Below are 24,113 nucleotides of genomic sequence, written 5' to 3'. Positions count from 1 at the left end.
CCCGGCCGGGCCTTGGCAGCGTGCCGCGAATCGGACGGGATCACCGTCAGATCACCGGCGGTATTCAGCCCAGATTCCCTCCACTGCCGCTTCACGGGCGTGCAGTGAGGCCCCGGCCAGGGGCCCTTCCGTGCCGAGATCGCTGACGGTCACCATGGCCGAGGGCTCCAGCAGATGCGGCACCAGGCTGTCGCGCATGCGGTCCACGAATGCCTGGCAGTCCACCAGCGGCCCGCTCAGCACTACGGCCGCGGGGTCGCTCAGGGTGGCCGTGTTTCCGATGGCTTCGCCCAGAAGTTCGAGGAAGTCGTCGGCCGCCGGCGAGTCGGGACGTTCCGTAAAGAGACTGCGGTAGCGCTCCATGTCCAGGGAAAGCCCGCCGGCCGTGGTGATCCCGAGATCGAGCAGACGCTCCATCAGCGTCCGTCCGTTTTGCCGCAGATAGGCGATTTCTCCCGCGATGCCGTGCGAGCCGCGGCGCACCTCGCCGCCCATGACGAGGGCTGCGCCGATGCCGGCCCCGACGTAGACCATCAGGAAGTCGTCGACGCCGCGCATCGTTCCGGATTCGCGCTCCGCCAGGGCGGCCCAGTTGACGTCGTTGTCCACCCGGACCGGTCCCCGACAGTCCCCGAGAAACCGTTCGGTCAGGTTCCACTGCCCTTCAGGGAAGGGCGCGTTCGGCAGGCTCAGCACGGCCTGCCCGGCGGCCTCGACGGGATTGGCCTGGGAGATGCCGGCGGCCAGGCATGGCGTGGACACATCGCGCCGGTACTCGGCAAAAAGGCCGGAGAGGGTGGATTCGAGCTGCTCCCTGGTCTGCGGCGTTCCTGAGACGACCTGGTAATCACCCACGACGCTGCCGCGCAGGTCAGTGGCGCGCAGCTGGGCGCGGCCGGTGGCTACCGCGACGGCAAGCGTGTGTCCGTAGCCAGGCGCGATGTCGTAGATCGCCGCGGTGCGGCCGCGCGGCCCCGCCGACTGGCCCGTCTCACTAATCAGACCGGCTTCGGTCAGCCGGGTGGCCGCCTCGGAGGCGGTGGGCTTCGAGAGTCCGGCGGCCGCTGCGATGGCCGCCCGGGAGCTGGGCCCGTTGCGGCGCAGATGCTCGAAGAACCGCCGGTCAGTGACCGTGGCCAATGCCTGCGGCGTCGATGCAGCCGGGGCCAGGGAGTGCGGGGAACGGGTCACGGCAGAGGTCCTCCGATAGGGGTCTTCCCCATCGTAGCGGAGTGCCCTACACTGGAAATCGGAATTAGTTAGGATTCTTTACTATAGGAGAGATCGCCGTGGATCAGACCCCCGCTAGCCCTCAGATTCCGGCCGATCTCCCCGGCGACCCCCGGGCACTCACGCCCCGGGCACCCGGCAGCGTCGGCGTGGTTGAGCAGACGCAGAAGTCCCGCGACGATGACCACCGCCCCGACTTGGGTCTCCGCGGCGTCCGGGATCACGAGGTCCCAGGGATCTGTGACGGCAAGTGCCGCCGGGCGGGAGGCTTCCCCAACACATCGAAGTGCCCGGTGAAACAAATCGCGGTTTAGGAATGACGACACAAGGAACGATGAAAATGAGCGAGCAAGACACAATCCACCAAGCCCCACAGGTTCCCGCCGATGTCCCGGGCCAGATCCGCGCCCTCAAGGCCGAGCTGCGCCACCGGATCGGCGACGTCGAAGGAGTATTCCGGCGGCTCGAGGACCGCATCCGGGTACAGGTCGAGGAAATCGAGGCCATCCGGGCCCGCGGGCAGGAGGTCTGGCCGGCCATCGACTACGCGGATATCGCGTCCGGTCAGGTCAGCGAGGCCCAACTGGCCGCGCTGAAGCGGCGCGGCTGCGCTGTGGTCCGCGGGCACTTCCCCCGTGAGAAGGCCCTGGACTGGGACCGGCAGCTCGTCGACTATGTCGAGAGCAACGACTTCGATGCCAAGTACCGCGGCCCGGGGGACGACTTCTTCGGCACCCTGGCCGCGTCCCGCCCGGAGATCTACCCGATCTATTGGTCCCGCCCCCAGATGGAGGCACGGCAGGATCCGCGGATGGCCGCCGTCCAGTCGTTCCTGAACCGCCGCTGGATCTTCGAATCGGAGGGTGAGACCTGGTTCGACCCGGACCAGGACTCGATGTACCCGGACCGGATCCGCCGCCGCCCGCCGGGCACCCACTCGAGCGGCCTCGGCCCGCACACCGACTCCGGCGCCCTGGAACGCTGGCTCCTGCCGGCCTACCAGCAGGTGTTCCGGCACGTGTTCAACGGCGAACCGGAGAAGTACGACCCGTGGGACGCCGCCTACCGCACCGAAGTCGACGAGTACGAGGGCGGATCCACGATGTGCTCGGCCTTCCGCACCTTTCAGGGCTGGACGGCGTTGTCGGACATGAACAACGACCAGGGCGTGCTGCAGACCGTCCCCATTCCCGAAGCCATGGCCTACATCCTGCTGCGCCCGCTGCTGGATGACGTGCCGGAGGACGAGCTGTGCGGCGTCAGCCCGCGGCACGTCCTGCCGATCAGCGAGCGGTGGCACCCGCTGCTGATGCGCGCGCTCACGTCCATCCCCGATGTGCAGGCGGGCGACTCTGTGTGGTGGCACTGCGACGTGATCCACGCCGTCGCGCCCGTGCAGGACCAACAAGGATGGGGCAACGTCATGTACATTCCGGCTGCCCCCCAATGTGAAAAGAACACCCGGTACGCCGCCGTCGTAGCAGAGGGCTTCAAGGCCGGACGCTCACCCCGGGACTTTCCCGAAGAGCACTACGAAGCCGACTGGGACAACCGTTTCCCCGAGAACGAGCTCAACCACATCGGCAGGCGCGGACTCGGGCTGGGAGCATAACCACGCCGCCACTGTCAGTGCCGGCACGATGTTCCCCGGACCATCGTGCCGGCGCTGACGGAACCACGAGACCGCCTCAACGCGACCCCACACAGGGAAGGAAAGCAGTGCTCAAGACCGAGCAAAACATCACCGGATACCCTGCCGCGGTGCTCTGGGACATGGACGGCACGCTCGTGGACACCGAGCCGTTCCGGATTCAGGCCCGCGCCGATCTCGCCGCCGAATACAACGTCCCCTGGAGCGAAGCCGATGCGGCTTTCTTCGTCGGCAAACCCCTGCCGGTGTCCGCGGCCGAGATGCGCAGCCGCGGCGTCACGCTGGCCGAACCCGAACTCATCAACCGGCTGGTACACCAGGTCCTCGATGCCATCCGCGAACGGATCCCCTGGCGGCCCGGGGCACAGGAGCTCCTCGCGCGCCTCGCGCACGCCCGGATCCCGTGCGGGCTGGTCACTCAGGCGTTCCGGCCGGTCGCCGAGTACATCGCCCAAAGCGCCGGCCCCGACGCCTTCCTCAAGATCGTGGCCGGTGACGACGTCACTGAAGGCAAACCGCACCCCGAGCCATACCTGAGGGCTGCAGCATCCTTGGGAATCCGTCCCGGAGACTGCATCGCCATCGAGGACACGGACACCGGTGCAGCCAGCGCAGCCGCCGCCGGCATGACAGTCCTGGTCATTCCCCACCTCGCGCCCGTCCCCGGCGGCCCGTCCCGGTCAATCCGGGAGACCCTCACAGGCATCACCGTCAATGATCTTCGCTCCCTCCAGCCCGGGACGCGCCGTTAGCAGCCCCTGCCGTTGCGGCCACAGCGTCACCGATTCCAGGGCCGACAGCGCCCGCGCCATCGCCTGCGCCTCCGCCGTGAACAGGTGCCCGTGGACGCGCTGGCTGCACAGGCGCAGGGCCTGGCCGCGGTCCAGCCCGAACCAGTCCATCACCGTGTCGATGCCGTGGGGGCTGAGCCGCCAGGTCTTGTCCGCATCCTTGACGATGGCGTCCTCGGTCGAGATCGCCTCGCGCCGGGAGTCGTGGCCGTCGATGATGGCCACAATGGTCGGCACCTTCCCGGCGTCGTAGCCAGCCTCGGCGAGGATCCCGGCGGCGAGCCGGGCACCCTCCTTTTCGTGCAGTAGGACCAGGTCCGGCCTGCCTCCCCCGGGCGCGATCGCCTGGAGGACTTCCGTCGGCGGCACCTGGGACCAGCCGATGTCGTGCAGCAGGATCGCGGGAAGGACGACGGCGGCATCCGCCTCGGGATGCGCCTCCAGCAATGCACAGCCCAGCCCCAGGGCGTAGAGCGTGTGGGCATCGTTGTCGCGCACCTTCAGGAACGGCGCCGCGAGCTCCCAGAGGGCCGCCAGCTCCGGATCCAGGGCAATGACGCCGTCCGGCTGCGCCTCGATCCCGGTCGCGACTTCCACTCCGGAGAGGTTGGCGGCAGGCTGCAGTTTGGTCATCCAGTCAGCCTGCCCGCCCACGGCACGCACGGCAACGGGCCGCTTCCGCCCAGCGGAAACGGCCTTGTCACTCCCCAACGAGGAGCTAGCTAGCCGATCAGGGCCAGGATCGCTCCTGCCGTGACAACCCCGCCCGCTTCGGTGCGGACGTCAGTGACGGTTCCGTCCCGGTGTGCGGACACCTGGGTTTCCATCTTCATGGCCTCAAGAACAACAACGGGGTCTCCGGCCGAGACCTCGGCGCCCGGCTCGACGAGCCACTTCACCACGGTCCCGGCCATGTCGGCGCGCAGCTCCCCCGGGTCAGCGGCAGCGGCAGCGCCGCCGTCGGACGCTCCGTTCAAGGACACACCCGCGGGCAGCGGCCCGCCAGAGCGTGCCCACCCGTCCAGCAGATCGGCCGGCAGCCCGACGGCCAGACGGCGGCCGTCCACCTCGACCGTGATGGTGCGGCGTGCGCCGTCGGGGGCGGTGGTGCTGTAATCGGGATCCGCCGGAATGCTGTCCGCGAAGTCGGTTTCGATCCAGCGGGTGTGGATGCCCAGCCCGTCCTCGGACGTGAAGTCCGGGGACTCCAGCACTGCCCGGTGGAACGGCAGCACGGTGGCCACCCCGGTGATCCGCATTTCGGCGAGGGCCCGGCGGGCCCGGCGCAGGGCCTGCTGGCGGTCCGCGCCGGTGACAATCAGCTTCGCGAGCAGGGAATCGAACTGCGGCGCGACGAAGGAGCCGGAGCGGACGCCGGTGTCGAGCCGGATGCCCGGGCCGGTGGGGCCGGCGAACTCGCCGATCGTGCCGGGCGAGGGCAGGAAGCCGCGGCCCACGTCCTCGGCGTTGAGCCGGAATTCGAAGGCGTGCCCGCGCGGCGCCGGGTCCTCGGCCAGGCACAGCGGCTCCCCCGCGGCGATCCGGAACTGTTCCTGGACGAGGTCGATCCCCGTGGTTTCCTCGGTGATGGGGTGCTCTACCTGGAGCCGGGTGTTCACCTCGAGGAATGCCACCGTGCCGTCCGCCGCGACCAGGAATTCCACGGTGCCGGCGCCGGAGTAGCCGGCCTCCCGGCAGACGGCCTTGGCGGCGTCGTAAATCAGCGTGGTCTGCTCGTCGCTGAGGAACGGCGCGGGAGCCTCTTCCAGGAGCTTCTGGTGCCGGCGCTGCAGTGAGCAGTCGCGGGTTCCGACGACCACGACGTTGCCGTGTGTGTCCGCCAGGACCTGCGCCTCCACGTGGCGCGGACGGTCCAGGTAGCGCTCCACGAAGCACTCGCCCCGGCCGAAGGCGGCCACTGCTTCACGGACGGCGGAGTCGAAGGCTTCCTCGACCTCGTCGATGACCCTGACCACTTTCATGCCGCGGCCGCCGCCGCCGAAAGCGGCCTTGATGGCGATCGGCAGGCCGTGCTGTTCGGCGAAGGCCCGGGCTTCGGCAGCCGTGTCGACAGGACCGTCGCTGCCGGCCACCAAGGGGGCGCCGGCCCGGACGGCCGCGTCGCGGGCCGTGATCTTGTTGCCGAGCAGCCGGATTGCGTCCGGCGCCGGACCGATCCAGGTCAGTCCGGCGTCGAGGACGGCCTGGGCAAAGTCGGCGTTCTCGGAGAGGAAGCCGTAGCCGGGGTGGACGGCGTCCGCTCCGGACTCGGCCGCCACGGCGAGGAGTTTGGGGATGTTCAGGTACGTGTCCGCGGGCGAGTTGCCGTCCAGGCTGAAGGCTTCATCGGCGGCGGAGACGTGCAGGGCGTCGGCGTCGATGTCGGCGTAGACGGCGACGGACGCCAGCTGCGCGTCGTCGCAGGCCCGGGCTATGCGGACCGCGATTTCTCCACGGTTTGCGATCAGGACCTTGCGCATCAGTTACTCGCTTCTTCTTCGGTGGTGACGTGTTCGGTGGTGACGTGTTCGGCGCTGCGCTCAGTGGCGCTGTGTTCGGCCCAGCGGAAGCGGATCTTGCCGCCGATGGGGACCTGCGCGGCGAGGTCCAGCTGGGAGTCGACCACCACGGCGATCACGGGGTAGCCGCCGGTGATGGGATGATCGGCCAGGAAGAGCACGGGCAGCCCCTCCGGCGGGACCTGCAGGGCGCCCGCCACGGTGCCTTCGCTGGGCAGTTCGCCCTGGCGGTTGCGCTGCAGCGGGGTCCCATCCAGGCGCATGCCGACCCGGTTGGACTGCGGCAGCACGGACCAGTCCTGGGCGGTGAAAGAGTCCAGCGCCGCCTGATCGAACCAGTCGGCGCGGGGGCCGGGGACGACGTCGAGGACGGTCACCCCGGTGCCCGGGTAGTCCGGCTGCAGTTCGGGAGCCCCGACGACGCCGGATTCGGCTTCCCCGCCGGCGGCCAGCACCTGCCCGGCGGCCAGGGGCGCCGGACCGATCCCGGACATCGTGTCGGTCGAGCGGCTGCCCAGCACCAGGGCTGCGCCCACCCCACCGCGGACCGCGAGATAGCTGCGGAAGCCGCTCTGCGGCGCGCCAAGGCTGAGCGTTTCACCGTCGAGCAGCGCGAACGGGGCGGCCATCGGCACCGCGCGGTGCCACGTTTCACCATCGCTGTCCGGCGCCGGCTCGATACTCAGTGCCGACGGTGCGCCGGTGACCGCGAGGACCTGGTCGGCCACGGCCTGGACCTTGAGCCCCCCGGCGACGGTCTCGATGCCGGCCGCGGCGGGGGCGTTGCCGACGAGGCGGTTGGCCCGGCGCAGCGAGGCCCGGTCCAGTGCACCGGCGGCGGAGACGCCCAGGGCAGAATGGCCAGGGCGGCCCAGATCCTGAATCAGGCTCTGCAGACCGGGCGAAACGATCCGGAGTCCGCGGGCGACGTCCCCGGCAGCCGGTTCCGGCACGGTGCCGGCATGCTCAGCCGCAGGCGCCGCGGCTGACTCCGCGACGAGCACCGCATCCCGGACCGGCCGGAACTGCACCCGGTGACCGGGGGCGGCCAGGGCGGGCTGGTCCCGGTCCAGGTCCCACATCCGGGCGTTGGTGCGCCCGATCAGCTGCCAGCCGCCCGGGGAACGGCGCGGGTACACGGCCGAATAGTTGCCGGCCAGCGCCACGGAACCTGCGGGCACGGCGGTGCGCGGCGAGCTGCGCCGGGGCACCTCCAGCTGCTGGTTCTCCCCCACCATGTATCCGAATCCGGGCGCGAAGCCGGCGAAGGCCACGGTCCAGACCTGGCCGGAGTGGGCGGCGATCACACCCTCCGTTCCGAGGCCGGTTAGCCGCCCGACCTCGGCGAGGTCCTCGCCGTCGTACACGGTGTCGATAACCACCAGTTCGCCGTCGAGCTGCACCGGTGCGGTGAGGTCGAGCTGCAGCAGCCGGGCGGCGATGCGCCGGGCCGAGGCCGGGGAATCGGCCCTGACCAGGACGGTCTCGGCCGCGGCCAGGACGTCCTGCTGGCCCGGCAGCGGCTTCTCCAGCAGCAGTGCCTGCAGGGCAAGCACATCCTGCGTGCCGGAGAGCTCGGCCAGGACCGCGCGCGTTCCCACGGCCCGCACGGAGCGGACTCTGTGAACTGTTGCGTTCTCTACCTTCGGGGGTTCCCCTGCTGTCTCAATCACGAGTGCCTCACTCATTGTGCCGGTGCCGGTGGACAGATCCGCTGCATAGGATCCAAAGTGCTCAGGCGTGGGCATCCTGCAGGAGCCGCTCTTCTTCGTCGGTATGCGGGTTGCGCCCGATGGCCAGCCCGATCACCGTCACGATCGAGGCGACCGCGAGGTAGCCGGCGATCAGGAACCAGTTGCCGCTAGCGGCGAAGAGGGCGGTGAAGACCAACGGTGCGATGGCGCCGCCGACCACGCCGGCCAGGGTGTAAGCCAGCGAACTGCCGGCGTAGCGCAGGCGGGCCGGGAACTGCTCGGTGATGTATGCGGCCTGCGGACCGTACATGAAGGCGTGGAAGGCCAGCCCGATCACGATGCCGACGGTCAGCGTGACGACCGACTTGTCCTGGATCATGACGAAGAACAGCGGGATGTAAATGGCGGTTCCGACGGCGGCGATCCCGTATACGAGGCGGCGGTTGATGCGGTCCGTGAGGGCGCCCGCCGCGGGGATCAGGACCAGCTGGAAGGCGGAGCCGATCAGGATGGCGGTCAGTACGTTGCTGGTGCTCATGCCCAGTTGCTTGGTGGCGTAGACGGCCATGAAGACGGTAAGCAGGGAGTACAGCACGTCCGGGCTGATGCGGGACAGGGCGGCGGACACGAGGGCGCGCGGCTCCTTGGTGAAGACCTCCTTGATGGGGGCCTTGGGCTGTTCGCCGTGGGCCTGGATGGCCTTGAAGACGGGGGTTTCCTCAAGCTTCAGCCGGATCAGCAGGCCGAAGCCCACCAACAAGGCCGAGGCGAGGAAGGCCACACGCCAGCCCCAGGAGAGGAAGTCTTCGTTGCTGAGGGTCGCGGCGAGCACGGCCAGGACGCCGTTGGCCATCAGGTTGCCGGCGGGCGGGCCGATCTGCGCGGCGGAAGACCAGAAGCCGCGCCGCTTGGCGTCGCCGAATTCGCTCGAGAGCAGGACGGCACCGCCCCATTCGCCGCCGACGCCGATGCCCTGTGCCAGGCGCAGCAACACGAGGATGATGGGAGCGGCTATACCGATGGTGGCGTAGCCCGGGAGCACGCCGATCACCACCGTTGCGATGCCGATCAGCAGCAGGGTGGTCACGAGGACGTGCTTGCGGCCGATCTTGTCACCGAGCCGGCCGAAGATCACGCCGCCGATGGGACGGGCGAGGTAGCCTACCGCAAAGGTCGAGAAGGACAGCAGCAGCCCGACGTATTCGTCGTTGCCCGGGAAGAAGACCTTGGGGAACACCAAGGCCGAGGCCACGGAGTAGATCGCGAAGTCGTAGTACTCCAGCGAAGTGCCGGTGAGGCTCGCGACGTAGGCCTTGAGGGCGCCTGGCGGGATCCTCCTCTTGCCGGCGGCCGGGGTGGCCTGATGCGGTGCTGCAGTCATGGTTTTCCTCCAGGTGTGCGGGTGCTGCCTGTTGCTTGGGTGTGAGTGCGGGTGATCCCGGCGGAACCGGGGATGAAGCAGGTGTTGCTTCGGCTTAGACGAAGGCGGCGGTGGTGATGTCCGCGGCGTTGAGCGCTTCGCGGACAGCGGCGGCCATGGTGACGGCTCCCGGGGAGTCGCCGTGCACGCAGATGCTTTCGGCGCGGATTTTCAGGATGGAGCCGTCGATAGTGCGGACGGCGGAATCGGTGGCCATTCGGAGGACATGCTCAGTGACGAGAGCGGGGTCCTCCAGCACGGCTCCGGGGAGCGTACGGGATACCAGGGTGCCGTCCGGGTTGTAAGCGCGGTCGGCAAAGGCTTCGGTGACCGCGCGGAGGCCGGCGGCCTCGGCGAGGCGCAGCACTTCCGAGCCCGGCAGGCCCAGGATCGGCAGGTTAGGGTCAACGGACTTCACGGCGTCGACGACGGCCTGCGCCTGGGCGGTGTGCGAGACGATGGCGTTGTAGAGGCCGCCGTGCGGCTTCACGTACCTGACCGTGCCGCCCTCGACGGCGGCCAGCGCCTGCAGCGCACCGATCTGGTAGACGACGTCGTCCGCCAGTTCGATCGGGTCGATGTCCATAAAGCGGCGGCCGAACCCGGCGAGATCGCGGTAGCCGACGTGGGCGCCGATCACGACACCCGCAGCCACGGCCTCGCGGCAGGTCCGGCGGATGACGCTGGGATCCCCCGCGTGGAATCCGCAAGCCACGTTGGCGCTGGAGACCGAGCGGAACATCGCCGTGTCGTCGCCCAGGGTCCAGCGTCCGAAAGACTCGCCAACGTCGCTGTTCAGGTCGATGGTTGCCATTTGTGATCCTCGTCTCATGATAGCCCCCTACTAGGATGCATCAATTTCTCCGATTGTTCAACAATCCGACGATTTAAAGTAGGAACAATCGTGTAGATTCGGCACTATGACGACTTCCGAAGCAGCTGCCGGTCCCGCCCTGGCCGCGGCTGCGGCGCGGCTGCGGGTGGCCGTTCCTTCCGTGGCGGACCGGGTGGCAGCCGAACTGCGCCTGCAACTGGCGGAGGGCCTGCTCCTGCCGGGAGCCCGGCTCACGGAATCGACCATCGCCGAAGACCTGGGCGTTTCGCGCAACACGGTCCGCGAGGCGTTCGCCGAACTTGCGGCCGAGCGCCTGGTGGTCCGGCACCCGAACCGGGGTGTCTTTGTGGCCAGTCTGGAGGCGGGCGACATCCACGACGTCTACACGGTGCGCCGCGCTATTGAAGTCAGCGCGATCAGCGGCGGCGGCAGTCCGGAGCGGGTGGCCGCGGTCCGCGCGGCTGTGGAAGAGGGCAAAGCCGCGGCGGCCGCCAACGACGAGGAGGGCCTGGGCAACGCCAACCAGCATTTCCATGGCGCGATCGTTGCCCTGGCCGGAAGCCGGCGGCTGGACACGATCATGTCCCAGGTCCTGGCCGAGATGCGGCTGTTCTTCCACAAGGCCACCGTGGATGCGCATTTCTACCGGGGCTATCTGCCGGACAACGAGGAAATCTGCAGCGCCCTGGAGGCCGGGGACCTGGACCGCGCCGGGGAGCTGCTGCTGGCCTATTTGAACCGGTCAGAGGAGCGCCAGGCCGCCGTCCACGGCGAGTGAGCGCGCCGGACTTGGACGCTCGGCGACGCGCGTTCAGCCTGGCGACGCGCTAATTTCCTCGCGACGCCGGGATTCCCGTGTCGGGAGGAAATTTGCGCGTCGCAGGACATTCTGCGCGTCGAAAGATACCCGCGCAAAAACGAGCGACCCGGGTTGGCCTCCTGAAGGCCAACCCGGGTCGCAGCAGTCTGCGGTATCCCGCGCTAGTTTCCGGCCGGTACCGGGACCGGACGCTCCTCCGCCGGCCTCCCGGCGTCGGCATCCGCCGCGGGCGGGGTTTTCAGCTTGAGGCGCTGAATGATCGAGGCCCCGCCGCCCTTGCCGCTGCGGTTCTTGTTGAAGATGTCGAAGCCGACGGCGAGGAGCAGCACCAGGCCCTTGATGAGCTGCTGGTAGTCGGTGCCGAGGCCCAGGATCGACATGCCGTTGTTGAGGACACCCATGATGAGGCCACCGATCATGGCCCCTGCAACGGTTCCGATGCCGCCTGTGACTGCGGCGCCGCCGATGAACGCCGCCGCGATGGCGTCCAGTTCGAAGCCTGTGCCGCCGGCCGGCTGGGCGGAGTTGAGCCGGGCCGTGAACACGAGGCCGGCCAGTGCGGCAAGGACGCCCATGTTCACGAACAGCCGGAAGGTGACGGCCTTGGTCTTGATGCCGGACAGCTCAGCAGCGTGGAGATTGCCGCCGAGCGCGTAGGTGTGCCGGCCGAAGACGCTGTTGTTCATCAGGGCCGTGTAGACGATCACCAGGACCGCCAGCACGATCAGGACGATCGGGGTGCCCCGGTAGCTGGCGAGCAGGAAGGTGATGGTCAGCATGAGCAGGGCAATGAACGCGGTCTTGGTGGCGAACCAGGCCATTGGCTCGTTCTCGAGTTCGAACTTCTTGCGGATCCGGCGTTCCTTGACGGCCTGGATCACGAGCGCCAAGGTGGCGCCGACGCCAAGGATGACCGTCAGCCACTCCAGAACCGACGTGCCGCCGGAAATGTCCGGCAGGAAGCCGCCGCCCAGCGCCCGCAGTTCGCCCGGGAACGGCGTGATCTGCTGGTTCTTGAGAACGATCAGTGTCAGGCCGCGGAAAATCAGCATCCCGGCGAGGGTGACGATGAAGGCGGGAATGCCGACGTACGCGATCCAGTAGCCCTGCCAGGCACCCACCAGCGCGCCGACCAGCAGGCAGGCCGGGATGGCGAGCCACCAGTCCCATCCCCAGTGCACGATCATGACACCGGCGCAGGCGCCGATGAAGCCGGCGACCGAACCCACGGACAGGTCGATGTGGCCGGCGATGATCACCATCACCATGCCGATGGCCAGGATCAGGATGTAGCTGTTCTGGACCACCAGGTTGGTGACGTTCTGCGGCTGCAGCAGGATCCCGTCCGTCAGGATCTGGAACAGCAGGACGATCAGGATCAGGGCGACAAAGATGCCGACCTGGCGGAGGCGGCTTGCCAGGAAGCCCAGGGATTCTCGGAGGGCGGACATGTTCGCTATTCCTTCTCTTTGGTCATGTAGTGCATGAGGGTTTCCTGCGATGCTTCGGCGATCGGGACCTCGCCGGTGATGTGCCCGGCGGACAGGGCGTAGATCCTGTCGCAGATGCCCAGCAGTTCGGGAAGTTCGGAGGAGATCACAATGACCGCCTTTCCTTCCGCGGCCAGCTTCGCGATGATCGTGTAGATCTCAAACTTCGCGCCGACGTCGATCCCCCGGGTCGGTTCGTCGAGGATCAGCACGTCCGGGTCGGAGAACATCCACTTGCTCAACACGACCTTCTGCTGGTTGCCGCCGGACAACTTGCCCGTGATGGCGGCAACCGACGGAGCCTTGATATTCATGCTCTTCCGGTAGTCGTTGGCCACCACAGTTTCCTGGTTCTTGTCCACCCAGCCGCCCTTGACCAGCTTGCGCAGCGCGGCCATGGAAACGTTGCGTTTGATGTCCTCGATGAGGTTCAGGCCGTAGAGCTTGCGGTCCTCGGTGGCGTAGGCGATGCCGTGCTTGATTGCCTCCGAGACGGTGGAAGTGTTGATTTCCGTGCCGTGCTTGAACACTTTCCCCGACGTTGCGGTGCCGTAGCTGCGCCCGAAGACGCTCATGGCCAGCTCCGTCCTGCCGGCACCCATTAGTCCGGCAAGCCCCACGACTTCCCCCTTGCGGACGTTGAGGCTGGCGTTGTTGACCACCATCCGGCTGTAGTCCTGCGGGTGCCGGACGGACCAGTCCTCGATCCGCAGGACTTCCTCGCCAATCCGTGGTTCCCGGTCCGGATACAGGCTTTCCAGGTCCCGGCCCACCATTGCGCGGATAATGCGTTCCTGGGTGATCTCGCCGTCGCCCAGGCGGAGGGTTTCGATCGTCTTGCCGTCGCGGATGACTGTGACGGCGTCCGCAACTTTGCGGATTTCGTTGAGCTTGTGGCTGATGATGATGCTGGTGACACCCTGGCCCTTCAGGTGCAGGATCAGGTCCAGCAGGTGGCTCGAGTCCTCGTCGTTGAGGGCCGCCGTCGGTTCGTCGAGAATAAGGAGTTTGACCTCCTTCGAGAGTGCCTTTGCGATTTCCACGAGCTGCTGCTTGCCCACGCTGATGTGCTGGACGGGGGTGACCGGGTTTTCACTCAGGCCCACCCGGGCCAGGAGTTTCGCGGCTTCCAGGTTGGTCTTGCGCCAGTCCACCCAGCCGCGCTTGGCCTGTTCGTTGCCGAGGTAGATGTTCTCGGCGATCGACAGGTAAGGGCTCAGGGCCAGCTCCTGGTGAATGATCACGATTCCGCGCTTCTCGCTGTCGCTGATGCTGGAGAAGTTGCAGGGTTCGTTTTCGAAGAGAATGTCGCCGTCGAAGGAGCTGTGCGGGTAGACGCCGGACAGCACCTTCATCAGGGTGGATTTGCCGGCGCCGTTTTCACCGCAGATGGCATGGACTTCGCCGCGGTTCACCTGCAGGGTGACGTCCTGGAGGGCCTTCACGCCCGGGAAGGTCTTGGTGATTCCTCGCATTTGAAGAATGGGTGTGTTCATCGCCAATTCTCACTGACTGGTAGTACTTGGGACGTCCTGCGGCTGCAGGGGTCTACGGGAAGGGTGGCGGCCCGGACTCGACGCGGCCCGCCACCCTTCGAGGTGGCTACTTGACGTCGGCCGCGGTGTAGTAACCGGAGTCGATGAGTTCCTTCTTGTAGTTCTCATTCGTGATGATCACGGACTTGAGCAGGTACGCAGGGACTACCTTGACCTTGTTGTCATAGGTCTTGGTGTCGTTGACCTCGGGTTCCTGTCCCTTCAGGAGGGCGTCGACCATCTTCACGGCCTGGGCTCCGAGCTGGCGGGTGTCCTTGAAGATCGTGGAGTACTGCTCGCCGGCGGTGATGGACTTCACCGAACCCTTTTCGGCGTCCTGGCCGGTGACGATCGGCAGGCTTCCCTTGGCGTAGCCGCCGGTGCTGGTCAGGGCCGAGATGATGCCGATGGAGAGGCCGTCATACGGGGAGAGGACGCCGTCGAGCTTGGTGCCGGAGCTGTAGGCGGCCGTGAGGATGTCCTCCATGCGCTTCTGGGCCACGGGGGCCTGCCAGCGCAGGATGGCAGCCTGCTCAAACTTGGTCTGGCCGCTGGGCACCTTCAGGGTTCCGGCGTCCAGGTACGGCTTGAGGGTGTCCATGGCGCCGGTCCAGAAGAAGTTGGCGTTGTTGTCATCCGGGCTGCCGGCGAAGAGCTCCACATTGAACGGGCCCTTGCCTTCGACCTTGTTGCCGCTGGCGTCAACAAGGCCCAGGCCGGTCAGCAGCGAAGTGGCCTGCTGCACGCCCACCGTGTAGTTGTCGAAGGTGGTGTAGAAGTCGACGTTCGGAGTGCCGTTGATGAGCCGGTCGTAGGCGATGACCTTGACGTTCTGTTCTTTCGCCTTGGCGAGGACGTCGGTCAGCGTGGTGCCGTCGATGGCCGCGACGATCAGGGCTTTGGCGCCCTTGGTGAGCATGTTCTCGATCTGGGACACCTGCGTGGGGATGTCGTCATTGGCGTACTGCAGGTCAGCCTTGTACCCTAGCTTCGTCAAGGAGTCCGAGACGTTCTTGCCGTCGGCGATCCACCGTTCCGAAGTCTGCGTCGGCATCGAGATCCCGACGAGGGAACCGGCAGCATCGGCACTGGCGGCCGGGGCGGCCGTGCCGGGCCGGCTGCCGCACCCTGTGGCCCCTACGGTCACAGCGAGGACAACCGCAACGGCGCCCAGGAGTTTCCTGATCTTCACAATTTTCTCCTTCCGCGGACCCATAGTCCGCGAAGTTGCTCCTGATCGCAGTCCTGCACGTCATTGTGCCCCTGCGGGGCTTTAACATCGGGAGGATTGCGGAGGTCTGAATAGAACGGGGATTCAGCCGGTAAGGGAACCGCGGCCGATTGTTATCGCTAACAATATGATCAAAGATAGCTTCTCGAAACATGTGAGTCAACGCACATCCGACGATTTACCCCCTTCGACTGACGGCGTGAGATCTGGCCGTCAGTCGGCAAAGATGCGCCAGGTCGCGTCGTGTGAGGCTCCGGGTTCGAGCCGCACGAGGTCCGTGCCGGTGTTGAAGGCGTCCGGCGGGCAGGTCATGGGTTCCACGGCGAGCCCCAGCCGGTCGGGTATCGGCGGCTGCTTGTCGGCGGTGTGGACCTGCAGCCAGGCGCAGCTGCGATCCCAGGCCAGGCCGACGCCGGCCCCGCCCGGGTCCCGGAGCACAACGTGTGCCTGCCCACCGCCGTCGAACACAATGTCGGTGAAAGCGTGGTCGATCTGGGTCGCACCGATGACGCGGGCGGTGCGGAAGTCGTACTCGTGACCGTCAACGGGCCGGGTGGTGACCGGCAGCAACCGGTCGGGCGTCACCTCAAGGAACGTCCGCGCCGGGACCTCGAGGGTCCATTCGTCCAGCGGAGCCGGTCCTGCCAGCAGGTAGGGGTGCGGACAGACCCCGTAGGGCGCCGCGCGCTCCCCCACATTGGAAGCCGTGATTCTCGTGCGCAGGCCGCCGCCGTCAAGCCGGTAGCGCGCTGTGATCGACAGCGCGAAGGGGTAGCCGGGCACCGGCTCGATGGCGCAGGAGAGCTCCACGGCGGATTCCGTCCGGAACTCCATCTTCCAGTCAAGCTCCGGGGTAAAGCCGTGCAGGGCGCACTGCCGGCCGGGCTCATTGACGGGCACCAGGTAGTCCACGCCGTCGAAGGTGTACCTGCCGTCAGGAATCCGGTTCGGCCACGGCGCAACGACGACGCCGCGGAAGTCCGGGTTGGGCCCGCCCGCCGGGAACGGGACGATCAGGTCCCGTTCCCTGTGCCGCAGTTCCCGCACCGCCGCACCGCGGGCGGTGATGAGCGCGGAGTATTCCCCGTGCCGGAGCCCGAATTCGTCCCCGGTCACAGACCGCCGGCCAGTTTGTAGTAGGCGGCGTTCCAGGCCAGTTCCTTCTTGAATCCCCGGATGGTTGTGCCGTCGTCGATGGTCAGCAGTTCGGTTTGGGCGATCTCGGCGAAGTCCTCGAAGACGTCCATGCCGACGGCGGTGGAGAGGACGGTGTGGTGGGCGGCCCCGGCGGTCAGCCAGGCGGCCGCGGAGGTGGCGAAGTCCGGCTTGGGCGACCAGAGGGCGCGGGCCACCGGCAGGTTGGGCAGCGGCTCCTCGAGGTCCACGACGTCGACGGCGTTGGCCACGAGGCGGAAGCGGTCGCGCATATCGGACAGCGCCACCACGACGCCGGGGCCGGCGTCGGTGTCGAAGACCATGCGGACCGGGTCTTCCTTGCCGCCGATGCCGAGCGGGTGGATTTCCACGCGGGGCGTGGTGGCGGTCAGGGACGGGCAGACCTCGAGCATGTGGGCGCCCAGGATTTTCTCCTGGCCCGGGACCAGATGGTAGGTGTAGTCCTCCATGAGCGAGGCGCCGCCGGGGAGCCCGGCGCCCATGACCTTGGCGGCGCGGACCAGGATGGCGGTTTTCCAGTCGCCCTCGGCGCCGAAGCCGTAGCCGTCGGCCATGAGCCGCTGCACGGCCATGCCCGGCAGCTGGCGGAGTGCGCCGAGGTCTTCGAAAGAGGTGGTGAAGGCCGCGGAGCCGTTGGCCTCGAGGAAGCTGCGCAGGCCCAGTTCGATCCGGGCGCTGTAGCGCAGCGACTCGTGCCGGGCTCCGCCGGCCCGAAGTTCGGGGGCCACGTCGTAGAGCCGCTCGTATTCGGCGACGAGGGTGTCGACGTCGGATTCTTCCGCGCCGTGCACGGCGTCGGCGAGTTCGTTGACGGACCAGGTGTTGACCGAGACGCCGAAGCGCAGCTCGGCCTCGGTCTTGTCCCCTTCGGTGACGGCAACATTGCGCATGTTGTCGCCGAAGCGGGTCAGTTTGAGGGTCCGGACGGCGGCCCAGCCCGCCGAGGCGCGCTGCCAGGATCCGACCTGGCGGGAGACCTCGGGGTTGGACACGTGCCCCACCACGGTCTTGCGGGGAATGCCGAGGCGGGACTGGATGTAGCCGAACTCGCGGTCGCCGTGCGCGGCCTGGTTCAGGTTCATGAAGTCGAAGTCGATGTCCGCCCAGGGCAGTTCGGCGTTGGCCTGGGTGTGCAGGTGCAGCAGCGGTTTGCGGAGCAGGTCCAGGCCCTGGATCCACATCTTGGCCGGGCTGAAGGTGTGCATCCAGGCGGTCACGCCGATCACGGCGTCGTCGGAATTCGCTTCCAGGGCGGTGCGGCGGATGGCATCCGAGTCGGTGAGCACGGGCTTCCAGACGATTCTCACCGGGACATCGGCGGCGGCGTTCAGCGCGTCGGCGATCTCCTGCGACTGGGCGGCGACCTGCTTGAGGACGTCCTCGCCGTAGAGGTGCTGGCTGCCGGTGAGGAACCAGACCTCGTACTGCTCAAGGGACGTGTTGTTGGCGTTGGACATGTTTTCTCCTGACGAAGGCGAAGGGCGACCGCGGTTTCGCGGCCTGGCGGCTTGGGTTTTGGGCCTAGCGGCCGTAGACGTTCTGGTAGCGGGCGTAGAGCGAGTCGATCTGGGCCGGATCGATCGGCAGGGGCTCGCCGAGCTGGCGGGACACGTGGACCGTCTTGGCCACCTCCTCGCACATCACTGCGGCTTTCACGGCGGAGCGGGCATCCTTGCCCACCGTGAAGGGCCCGTGGTTCTGCATCAGCACGGCGGGAGAGGTGGACTGGACCAGAGTGTCCACGATGCCCTGCCCGATCGAGTCGTCCCCGATCAGCGCGAACGGGCCCACCGGGATCGTCCCGCCGAACTCATCCCCCATCATGGTCAGCACGCAGGGGATCGGCTCTCCCCGGGCAGCCCAGGCCGTGGCGTAGGTCGAATGGGTGTGCACCACTCCCCCGACCTCGGGCATATGCCGGTAAACGTAGGCGTGTGCCGCGGTGTCCGAGGACGGCGACAGGGCCGGGTTGCGCCATTCGACGGTCCCGCCGGCGGCGCCGTCTCCGGCGGGAACTGAGCTGACCGGGGTGCCGTGCAGGTCGGTAACCACCATGAGCTCAGGCGTCAGCTCGTCGTAGGAGACGCCCGAAGGCTTGATGACCATGAGCTCGTAACCGGGGATGCGGGCCGAGACATTGCCGGCCGTCCACACCACCAGCCCGTAGCGGGTCAGCTCCGAGTGCAGTGTGCAGACTTCCTGCCGGATGCGGGCAATGGTCTCCAGCAGCGCGCTCATGCCGGCACTCCTTCGGTGAGGAGGGTCTTGGTGACGAGGGGCCGGACAGCATTGCGCTGGATCGCCTTGAGCCGGTGCATGACCTCGTTCGCTCCCCTGCCAAAGTAGTCGTGCAGGGTCCGGTACTCCCGGAAGAGTTCCTCGTAGGCCGCGACGTTCTCCGGGATCGGCGTGTAGACGGCGCCCGGCGCCGAGCCCATCGCGGCCGCAGCCACCCTGATGTTCGGGTACTTTCCGGCAGCGACGGCGGCGTGGATGGCCGAACCCAGGGCCGGCCCCTGCGCCGATCCGATGGTGGAGAGCTGCAGACCTGTGACATCGGCATAGATCTGCATGAGCAGCTCGTTCTTCAAGAGCCCGCCGGCGACGATGAACTCCTTCACCGGCACCCCTGAGTCACGGAAGGCGTCCACGATGGTCCGGGTGCCGAAAGCCGTGGCCTCCAGAAGCGCCCGGTAAACGTCCTCCGGGCGGGTGGCCAGCGTCTGGCCGACAACCAGGCCGGAGAGTTCGTGGTCCACCAGCACGGAACGGTTTCCCGAGTGCCAGTCGAGCGCGATCAGGCCGTGCTGCCCGATCGCCTGGCCGGACGCGAGTTCGGTGAGATATTCGTGGATACCCAGTCCGGCAGCTTTGGCGCCCTGGTGGTATTCCGGCGGAACGCCGTTCCTGGTGAACCAGCCGAAGATGTCCCCCACCCCGCTCTGCCCGGCCTCGTAGCCCCAGAGGCCGTCCACGATCCCGCCGTCGACGACGCCGCACATGCCGGGCACTTCCCGCAGTTCATCGCCGTTCAGAACGTGGCAGGTGGAGGTTCCCATGATGGCCACCAGCTGGCCCGGCTCCACCGCTTTGGCGGCCGGGGCGGTGACGTGCGCGTCCACATTGCCCACCGCGACGGCGATCCCCTCGGGCAGTCCGGTCCAGGCGGCGGCTTCGGCGGTCAGGCGGCCCGCCGCGTCGCCAAGGCGGCCGATGGTGTGCTGGAGTTTAGCGCTAACAAAATCCTTGAATTCCGGGTTCAGGGCGGCCAGGAACTCTTCGGACGGGTAGCGCCCGTCCTGGTAGATCCCCTTGTACCCGGCCGTGCAGGCGTTGCGGACGTAGTCGCCGCAGAGCTGCCAGACGATCCAGTCCGCGGCTTCCACCCAGCGGTCCATCGCGGCGTAGCTCTCCGGGTCTTCCTCGAGCAGCTGCAGTCCTTTGGCGAATTCCCATTCGGAGGAGATCAGCCCGCCGTAGCGCGGCAGCCAGCTTTCGCCCCGTTCGGCGGCGAGGGCGTTGATGCGGTCCGCCTGCGGCTGCGCGGCGTGGTGCCGCCAGAGCTTCACATAGGAGTGCGGCCTGTCCGCAAAGCCCGGCAGTTCACTGAGCGGGGTGCCGTCGGCCTTGACCGGAACCATGGTGCAGGCCGTGAAGTCCGTCGCGATCCCCACGACGGCGGCCGGATCGATGCCGGCGTCGGCGATCGCCGCTGGCACAGCGTGTCGCAGGACCTCCCGGTAGTCATCGGGCACCTGGAGTGCCCATTCGCCCGGAAGCCGGATGCCGGCGACGCCCGCTGTGTCCTCCGGAAGCTCGCCGGTGACCACGGCATGCGGGTAGTCGAAAACTCCGCTGCCCAGTTCCTTGCCGTCCCGGACCCGGACGACGACGGCCCGCCCGGAAAGCGTGCCGTAGTCCACGCCAATGACAAATTTTTCGGTTCCGTCCACTGAGACGTCCATCAAATCCTCCAATAGGTTCCGCAACGTTGCGACCTCCCTTATTGTTAGCGCTAACAAAGATACTGTCAAGAAGTGCTGGCAGGCATAGCCGGCAACGGACAGGGCTTCGGCCCTTAGGAGGGCAGGGGCCGCGGCGCGGTGCTGGCGCGCACCACGAGCTCAGGTTTGACCACCAGGGCGCCGCTGGTGGCATCGTCCTCGATCTGGGCGCGTATCAGGTCCATGCAGCGCTTTCCGAGTTCCTCGAAGTCCTGCCGCACGGTAGTCAGCGGCGGCATGAAGTAGGCGGATTCGGGCTGGTCGTCGAAGCCGACCAGGGAGACGTCTTCCGGCACGCGGATGCCCTTTTCGCCGAACGCCCGCAGCAGTCCGAGCGCCATCTGGTCGTTGCTGACAAACACCGCGGTGGCGCTGCGCTGCTCTGCCAGCTGCTGCCCGATCCGGTACCCGCTGCCCGCACTCCAGTCCCCCTCGACCAGAAGTTCGTCGGAGAGGCCGGCTTCCGCCAGCTCCTCGCGCCACCCGTCAACCCGGGCTTTGCCGTCCACCCAGTCCAGCGGTCCGGAGACATGCCCGATCTGCTGGTGGCCCAGGCTGATCAGATGGGCGACGGCCAGCCGCGCCCCCAGCTTCTGGTCGACCATTGCGCCGCTCAGCCGCCCTTCCCCGGTTCCGCCGACGACAATCACCGGAAGATCCAGGTTCAGGTCCTCGAGCACCTGAAGTGTCCCGTCGTGCGGCACGATCACGATCATTCCGTCCGCGCCCTGGTCCGTCAGATGGCGCACAGCATCGGAAATGGCCTTCGCCCCGGCCCCCTTGATCGCGGCAATGCTCACGAAATACCCTGCTTCCCGGGCGGCTTGCTGGACCCCTAGCAGGGTATTCGCAGGGCCGTACTGCCCGAGCTCGGAGGCGAGGACGCCGATGGTCTGGGTGCGCCGGGTCACCAGACTCCGAGCGGCCGTGTTGCGCCGGTAGCCGAGTTCGGCGATCGCTGCCTCGACCCGCGACCTTGTTGCCGTGCTGACGTTCGGGTGGTTGTTGATCACCCGCGACACAGTCTGATGGGAAACCTTGGCCAGCGCTGCGACGTCTTCGAGCCGCGGCTGCCGCCGGTCGTTGCTGTTCCCCATGCGAGGCCCCTTCCGCTCCGATGCGTCCACCGGCTTGAAATCAAACTATAGGAGGGCATTGGACGCCCGCTGGTGGCCCGCCCCCGGATCCTGTTAGCGCTAACGATAGACCATTTGGCCCCTGCCGGCCGCAGGGAAGGACGCCGGGAACAAGTATCGGCGCGGGGCGGAACCTTACCGGGCGGGCGCGGCGGGCACGGGCCCTGGCACGCAGCCGCACGACGCCCGGAGGACCAGGTCCACAGGGAAGGTCCTGTTCCGGGTGGGAGACACGCCGTCCGAGTCGATGAGCGCCTCGACGGCGGCCTCGGCCATCGCCTGCACGGGCTGTGCCACGGTGCTCAGCGGTGGCCAGCTGTACTCCGCCTCGGCCGAGCCGTCGAAGGAGAAGACGGCCAGGTCCTCGGGAATCCGCAGGCCGGCCTCCTGCACTGCGCGCAGCAGGCCGACAGCCTGCAGGTCGGAGCTGACAAACACCGCGGTGGGCCGGTCCGCGGCGGCGAGCAGCCGCTGCCCGGCCCGGTAGCCGCCTTGGCGGTCGAAGTCGCAACGCACAATCGGCCCTTCCGGGAGCCCCGCCTCCGCGAGCCCCTGCTGCCAGCCGATCTCGCGCCCGTCCAGATCATTGCCGACGTTCATGCCCATGACCAGCGCGATCTTGCGGTGCCCGTGGCCCACAAGGTGTTCAACGGCGCGCCGGGAGCCTTCCTGCAGTTCCACGCCGACAGAGTTGAAGCCGGGCACCTCGCTGCTGTGGTTCAGCAGCACGGCAGGGATCTCCGAATGCTCAAGCTCTGTCAGGTCGGGTTCGAACAGCACGCTGGAGAGGAAGACGCCGTCCACGCGGCGGCTCGCGAGGTTCCGGACCTGGCGGCGTTCGTTGGCCGCTGATCCGCCCGAGTTGGCCAGCAGCAGCGCGTAGCCGCGCGCCGCTGCGGCTTCCTCCACGGCGTGGGCCAGGGCGGCGAAGAAGGGGTTGGTGGTATCCGCGACCACCATGCCGAGCATTTCACTCGAGCCCAGTTTCAGTGCCCTCGCCGCGGCGTTCGGCCGGTACCCGAGGGCGCTGATGGCCTCACGCACTTTCGCGGCCGTCGCCGGGGAGACCCGTTTGGGGCCATCGTTCACCACATAACTGACGACGGCGGTGCTGACACCTGCCAGCCGGGCCACGTCTTTGCGGGTGATCGTGGGCCTGGCGGGGGCTGGCGAATGTGGCACAGTGACCATGCTACCGCCGGAGTTCCCCGGCAAAGCCTTCCTCGTTGGGTCCCTGTGCGGGCAGCTTGGCCGGGGCGTCGCCGTGGTCCGGCACGGGCAACCGCTCACCGCCGCGGAGGGCGGATTCATGCGCCACGATGCCCGGGAGGGTGTAGCGGGCGGCTTCCCAGGCGTTGACGGGCGGGAGCGTTCCGGTGGCGACGGCTGTGGCGAAGTCGTCCACCAGGAAGTGGTGGCTTCCCTCGTGCCCGTTGTGAAGTCCGCGGAACTCGGCGGGGAGCCTGCCGGCGTCGTGCACGGGTGCCATGCCGGAGGTGAAGGCGTCCCGCAGGGCCGGGGCGACGCCGGCCAGCGAAGGATCGTCGGCAGCGAGCGTGGCCCCGGTGGCCAGTTCCGCGCTGACGTCGGTCACGGACTCCTTGTCCTGCCACACACTGACCGTGGCCAGCTGCTCGAAGCTGGCGTCCGTGCCGAAGTACCGGAAGCGGCTTTCGCGCAGGTGGGAGGGGTAGCCGACGCGGCGCATCTCGTTGATGCGCATGGACCCGCCGGTTGAGAGTTCGAACAGCGCGGTGGCATTGGAGAAGTCGTTGCCGAACATGCTGACGTCCTTGTCGAACACGCCGTCGCCGCGCTCGTCGGAGACGCCAATGCAGCTGACGCTGACGGCATGGCCGCCGATTGCGCCCAGTACGCCGCCGGTGGAGTGGGTCGGATACAGCATGGGCGGGTAGCTGGCGGTGCGCTTCCAGTCCTCCCCGCCGCTGTACTGGTAGGCCTCGTAGAAGCCAAGGTCCATGTCATGGACGTAGTCGCCCTCGGCATAGAAAATGCGACCAAATGCGCCTTCGGCCCTGCGCTTGCGGGCATACACCGTGGCGGGGTTGTAGTAGCTCGTCTCGCCCATCATGTAGGTCAGGCCCGTGTCGCGGACGGCGTCGATGATCTGGGCGATCTCGTCCTCACTGATGGCCATCGGTACTGCCGAGTAGACGTGCTTGCCCGCGCGGAGCGCCTGCAGCACCAGGGGCCCGTGCGTCCAGCGCTGGGTGAAGATCGCCACGGCGTCCAGGCCGCTGTCGAGCATGGCCTCGAAGCTGGGATAGGTCCCGGCCAGGCCCAGCCGCTCCCGGAGGGCCTCGGCCCGTTCCGGCAGGACGTCGGTGACATGGACTTCGGAAATGGCGGGGTGGGCGTCGAAGAGTTTGGCGAAGGCGCCTGCGAATTGTCCGGCGCCAACGATGCCTAGTGAGAACGTCATGCACGCAAGTTTCACACCAGCTTCTACTCGAGTCAATAGCTGATGATGAGCGGAAGTTTCCAGCCCGGAAACATGGAAGAAACTGTTGCGCATTGGAAAGTTACTCGTGTAGATTCATCCCCAGTTGTAATCCACGTC

Annotated in this window: 20 protein-coding genes; 4 read left to right on the top strand and 16 right to left on the bottom strand. The window is 67.5% G+C overall.

Annotated features, from left to right (window positions below; all coding sequences use genetic code 11):
- Window positions 1–51: 51 nt before the first annotated feature.
- Complete coding sequence (locus MRBLAR12_RS14060; RefSeq protein ID WP_364746722.1) at window positions 52–1,191, bottom strand: ROK family protein; 1,140 nt, start codon at window positions 1,189–1,191, stop codon at window positions 52–54.
- Window positions 1,192–1,289: 98 nt separating this feature from the next.
- On the opposite strand from MRBLAR12_RS14060, the gene MRBLAR12_RS14055 reads away from it, so the two are divergent.
- The 3 genes from MRBLAR12_RS14055 (at window position 1,290) to MRBLAR12_RS14045 (ending at window position 3,633) form a co-directional block, all read left to right on the top strand.
- Window positions 1,290–1,544, top strand: coding sequence for a hypothetical protein (locus MRBLAR12_RS14055; protein ID WP_364746720.1), 255 nt, complete (start codon window positions 1,290–1,292; stop codon window positions 1,542–1,544).
- A gap of 26 nt (window positions 1,545–1,570) precedes the next feature.
- A complete protein-coding gene (locus MRBLAR12_RS14050) occupies window positions 1,571–2,842 on the top strand; it encodes a DUF1479 domain-containing protein (protein WP_364746718.1) in 1,272 nt (423 codons plus the stop codon).
- A 107-nt stretch (window positions 2,843–2,949) separates the two neighbouring features.
- Window positions 2,950–3,633 (top strand): HAD family hydrolase, encoded by a 684-nt coding sequence (locus MRBLAR12_RS14045; RefSeq protein WP_364746716.1) that lies wholly within the window; start codon window positions 2,950–2,952, stop codon window positions 3,631–3,633.
- Here the strand turns inward: MRBLAR12_RS14045 and MRBLAR12_RS14040 are convergent.
- From MRBLAR12_RS14040 to MRBLAR12_RS14020, 5 genes are all read right to left on the bottom strand, one after another.
- A complete protein-coding gene (locus tag MRBLAR12_RS14040; RefSeq protein WP_364746714.1) occupies window positions 3,562–4,305 on the bottom strand; it encodes an HD domain-containing protein in 744 nt (247 codons plus the stop codon). The genes MRBLAR12_RS14045 and MRBLAR12_RS14040 overlap by 72 nt on opposite strands.
- Before the next feature lie 89 nt (window positions 4,306–4,394).
- The gene (locus MRBLAR12_RS14035; protein WP_364746712.1) at window positions 4,395–6,152 is read right to left on the bottom strand and encodes an acetyl/propionyl/methylcrotonyl-CoA carboxylase subunit alpha; all 1,758 of its coding nucleotides are present in this window, start codon (window positions 6,150–6,152) and stop codon (window positions 4,395–4,397) included.
- A complete protein-coding gene (locus MRBLAR12_RS14030; protein ID WP_414645514.1) occupies window positions 6,152–7,864 on the bottom strand; it encodes a 5-oxoprolinase/urea amidolyase family protein in 1,713 nt (570 codons plus the stop codon). The genes MRBLAR12_RS14035 and MRBLAR12_RS14030 overlap by 1 nt, the downstream gene beginning before the upstream one ends.
- A gap of 61 nt (window positions 7,865–7,925) precedes the next feature.
- Entirely contained in the window at window positions 7,926–9,266 is a 1,341-nt protein-coding gene (locus tag MRBLAR12_RS14025; RefSeq protein WP_229993553.1) for an MFS transporter, read from the bottom strand.
- Window positions 9,267–9,360: 94 nt separating this feature from the next.
- Window positions 9,361–10,119, bottom strand: a complete 759-nt coding sequence (locus MRBLAR12_RS14020) for a LamB/YcsF family protein (protein ID WP_364746710.1) — start codon at window positions 10,117–10,119, stop codon at window positions 9,361–9,363.
- A gap of 106 nt (window positions 10,120–10,225) precedes the next feature.
- Between MRBLAR12_RS14020 and MRBLAR12_RS14015 the strand changes: the two genes are divergently transcribed.
- Entirely contained in the window at window positions 10,226–10,918 is a 693-nt protein-coding gene (locus MRBLAR12_RS14015) for a GntR family transcriptional regulator (RefSeq protein WP_229993551.1), read from the top strand.
- 203 nt (window positions 10,919–11,121) lie between these two features.
- Here the strand turns inward: MRBLAR12_RS14015 and mmsB are convergent, their stop codons facing one another.
- The 10 genes from mmsB to MRBLAR12_RS13965 all read right to left on the bottom strand — a co-directional run bounded on the left by mmsB (window position 11,122) and on the right by MRBLAR12_RS13965 (window position 23,975).
- Window positions 11,122–12,411: a multiple monosaccharide ABC transporter permease gene (gene mmsB / locus MRBLAR12_RS14010; protein WP_229993550.1), complete on the bottom strand. Its 1,290-nt coding sequence runs from the start codon at window positions 12,409–12,411 to the stop codon at window positions 11,122–11,124.
- A 5-nt stretch (window positions 12,412–12,416) separates the two neighbouring features.
- Window positions 12,417–13,946, bottom strand: coding sequence for a multiple monosaccharide ABC transporter ATP-binding protein (mmsA, locus tag MRBLAR12_RS14005; RefSeq protein ID WP_364746707.1), 1,530 nt, complete (start codon window positions 13,944–13,946; stop codon window positions 12,417–12,419).
- 106 nt (window positions 13,947–14,052) lie between these two features.
- Window positions 14,053–15,201, bottom strand: a complete 1,149-nt coding sequence (gene chvE, locus MRBLAR12_RS14000) for a multiple monosaccharide ABC transporter substrate-binding protein (protein WP_414645513.1) — start codon at window positions 15,199–15,201, stop codon at window positions 14,053–14,055.
- A gap of 228 nt (window positions 15,202–15,429) precedes the next feature.
- On the bottom strand, window positions 15,430–16,332 hold the full coding sequence (locus tag MRBLAR12_RS13995; RefSeq protein ID WP_364746703.1) for an aldose 1-epimerase family protein: 903 nt from the start codon (window positions 16,330–16,332) through the stop codon (window positions 15,430–15,432).
- Window positions 16,329–17,849 carry an L-arabinose isomerase gene (gene araA, locus MRBLAR12_RS13990; RefSeq protein ID WP_364746701.1) on the bottom strand — a complete coding sequence of 507 codons (1,521 nt, stop codon included), beginning with the start codon at window positions 17,847–17,849 and terminating at the stop codon, window positions 16,329–16,331. Before araA ends, MRBLAR12_RS13995 begins: the two co-directional genes overlap by 4 nt.
- Window positions 17,850–17,913: 64 nt before the next feature.
- Window positions 17,914–18,630 carry an L-ribulose-5-phosphate 4-epimerase gene (locus MRBLAR12_RS13985; RefSeq protein ID WP_229993545.1) on the bottom strand — a complete coding sequence of 239 codons (717 nt, stop codon included), beginning with the start codon at window positions 18,628–18,630 and terminating at the stop codon, window positions 17,914–17,916.
- Window positions 18,627–20,357 (bottom strand): ribulokinase, encoded by a 1,731-nt coding sequence (gene araB, locus MRBLAR12_RS13980; protein WP_364746698.1) that lies wholly within the window; start codon window positions 20,355–20,357, stop codon window positions 18,627–18,629. Before araB ends, MRBLAR12_RS13985 begins: the two co-directional genes overlap by 4 nt.
- 113 nt (window positions 20,358–20,470) lie before the next feature.
- Window positions 20,471–21,493 (bottom strand): LacI family DNA-binding transcriptional regulator, encoded by a 1,023-nt coding sequence (locus MRBLAR12_RS13975; RefSeq protein ID WP_229993543.1) that lies wholly within the window; start codon window positions 21,491–21,493, stop codon window positions 20,471–20,473.
- 174 nt (window positions 21,494–21,667) lie between these two features.
- Window positions 21,668–22,723, bottom strand: coding sequence for a LacI family DNA-binding transcriptional regulator (locus MRBLAR12_RS13970; RefSeq protein ID WP_364746696.1), 1,056 nt, complete (start codon window positions 22,721–22,723; stop codon window positions 21,668–21,670).
- Between the two features lies 1 nt (window position 22,724).
- Window positions 22,725–23,975: a Gfo/Idh/MocA family protein gene (locus MRBLAR12_RS13965; protein WP_229994249.1), complete on the bottom strand. Its 1,251-nt coding sequence runs from the start codon at window positions 23,973–23,975 to the stop codon at window positions 22,725–22,727.
- Between the last annotated feature and the right edge of the window lie 138 nt (window positions 23,976–24,113).

Origin of the sequence: Arthrobacter sp. LAR12-1-1.1 (assembly GCF_040676555.1) — a bacterium.
Classification (GTDB): Bacteria; Actinomycetota; Actinomycetes; order Actinomycetales; family Micrococcaceae; genus Arthrobacter.
Note: the sequence above shows the minus strand (reverse complement) of the source record. Positions and strands in the feature narration are given on the sequence as shown.

Excerpts from the sequence above, each read along its gene's own strand:
- MRBLAR12_RS13975 (WP_229993543.1), bottom strand. The coding sequence starts at position 21,493 with ATGGGGAACAGCAACGACCGGCGGCAGCCGCGGCTCGAAGACGTCGCA.
- mmsA (WP_364746707.1), bottom strand. The coding sequence starts at position 13,946 with ATGAACACACCCATTCTTCAAATGCGAGGAATCACCAAGACCTTCCCG.
- MRBLAR12_RS14020 (WP_364746710.1), bottom strand. The coding sequence starts at position 10,119 with ATGGCAACCATCGACCTGAACAGCGACGTTGGCGAGTCTTTCGGACGC.
- araB (WP_364746698.1), bottom strand. The coding sequence starts at position 20,357 with ATGGACGTCTCAGTGGACGGAACCGAAAAATTTGTCATTGGCGTGGAC.
- mmsB (WP_229993550.1), bottom strand. The coding sequence starts at position 12,411 with ATGTCCGCCCTCCGAGAATCCCTGGGCTTCCTGGCAAGCCGCCTCCGC.
- MRBLAR12_RS14035 (WP_364746712.1), bottom strand. The coding sequence starts at position 6,152 with ATGCGCAAGGTCCTGATCGCAAACCGTGGAGAAATCGCGGTCCGCATA.
- araA (WP_364746701.1), bottom strand. The coding sequence starts at position 17,849 with ATGTCCAACGCCAACAACACGTCCCTTGAGCAGTACGAGGTCTGGTTC.
- MRBLAR12_RS13965 (WP_229994249.1), bottom strand. The coding sequence starts at position 23,975 with ATGACGTTCTCACTAGGCATCGTTGGCGCCGGACAATTCGCAGGCGCC.
- MRBLAR12_RS13985 (WP_229993545.1), bottom strand. The coding sequence starts at position 18,630 with ATGAGCGCGCTGCTGGAGACCATTGCCCGCATCCGGCAGGAAGTCTGC.
- MRBLAR12_RS13970 (WP_364746696.1), bottom strand. The coding sequence starts at position 22,723 with ATGGTCACTGTGCCACATTCGCCAGCCCCCGCCAGGCCCACGATCACC.
- MRBLAR12_RS14025 (WP_229993553.1), bottom strand. The coding sequence starts at position 9,266 with ATGACTGCAGCACCGCATCAGGCCACCCCGGCCGCCGGCAAGAGGAGG.
- MRBLAR12_RS14015 (WP_229993551.1), top strand. The coding sequence starts at position 10,226 with ATGACGACTTCCGAAGCAGCTGCCGGTCCCGCCCTGGCCGCGGCTGCG.
- MRBLAR12_RS14040 (WP_364746714.1), bottom strand. The coding sequence starts at position 4,305 with ATGACCAAACTGCAGCCTGCCGCCAACCTCTCCGGAGTGGAAGTCGCG.
- MRBLAR12_RS14050 (WP_364746718.1), top strand. The coding sequence starts at position 1,571 with ATGAGCGAGCAAGACACAATCCACCAAGCCCCACAGGTTCCCGCCGAT.
- chvE (WP_414645513.1), bottom strand. The coding sequence starts at position 15,201 with ATGGGTCCGCGGAAGGAGAAAATTGTGAAGATCAGGAAACTCCTGGGC.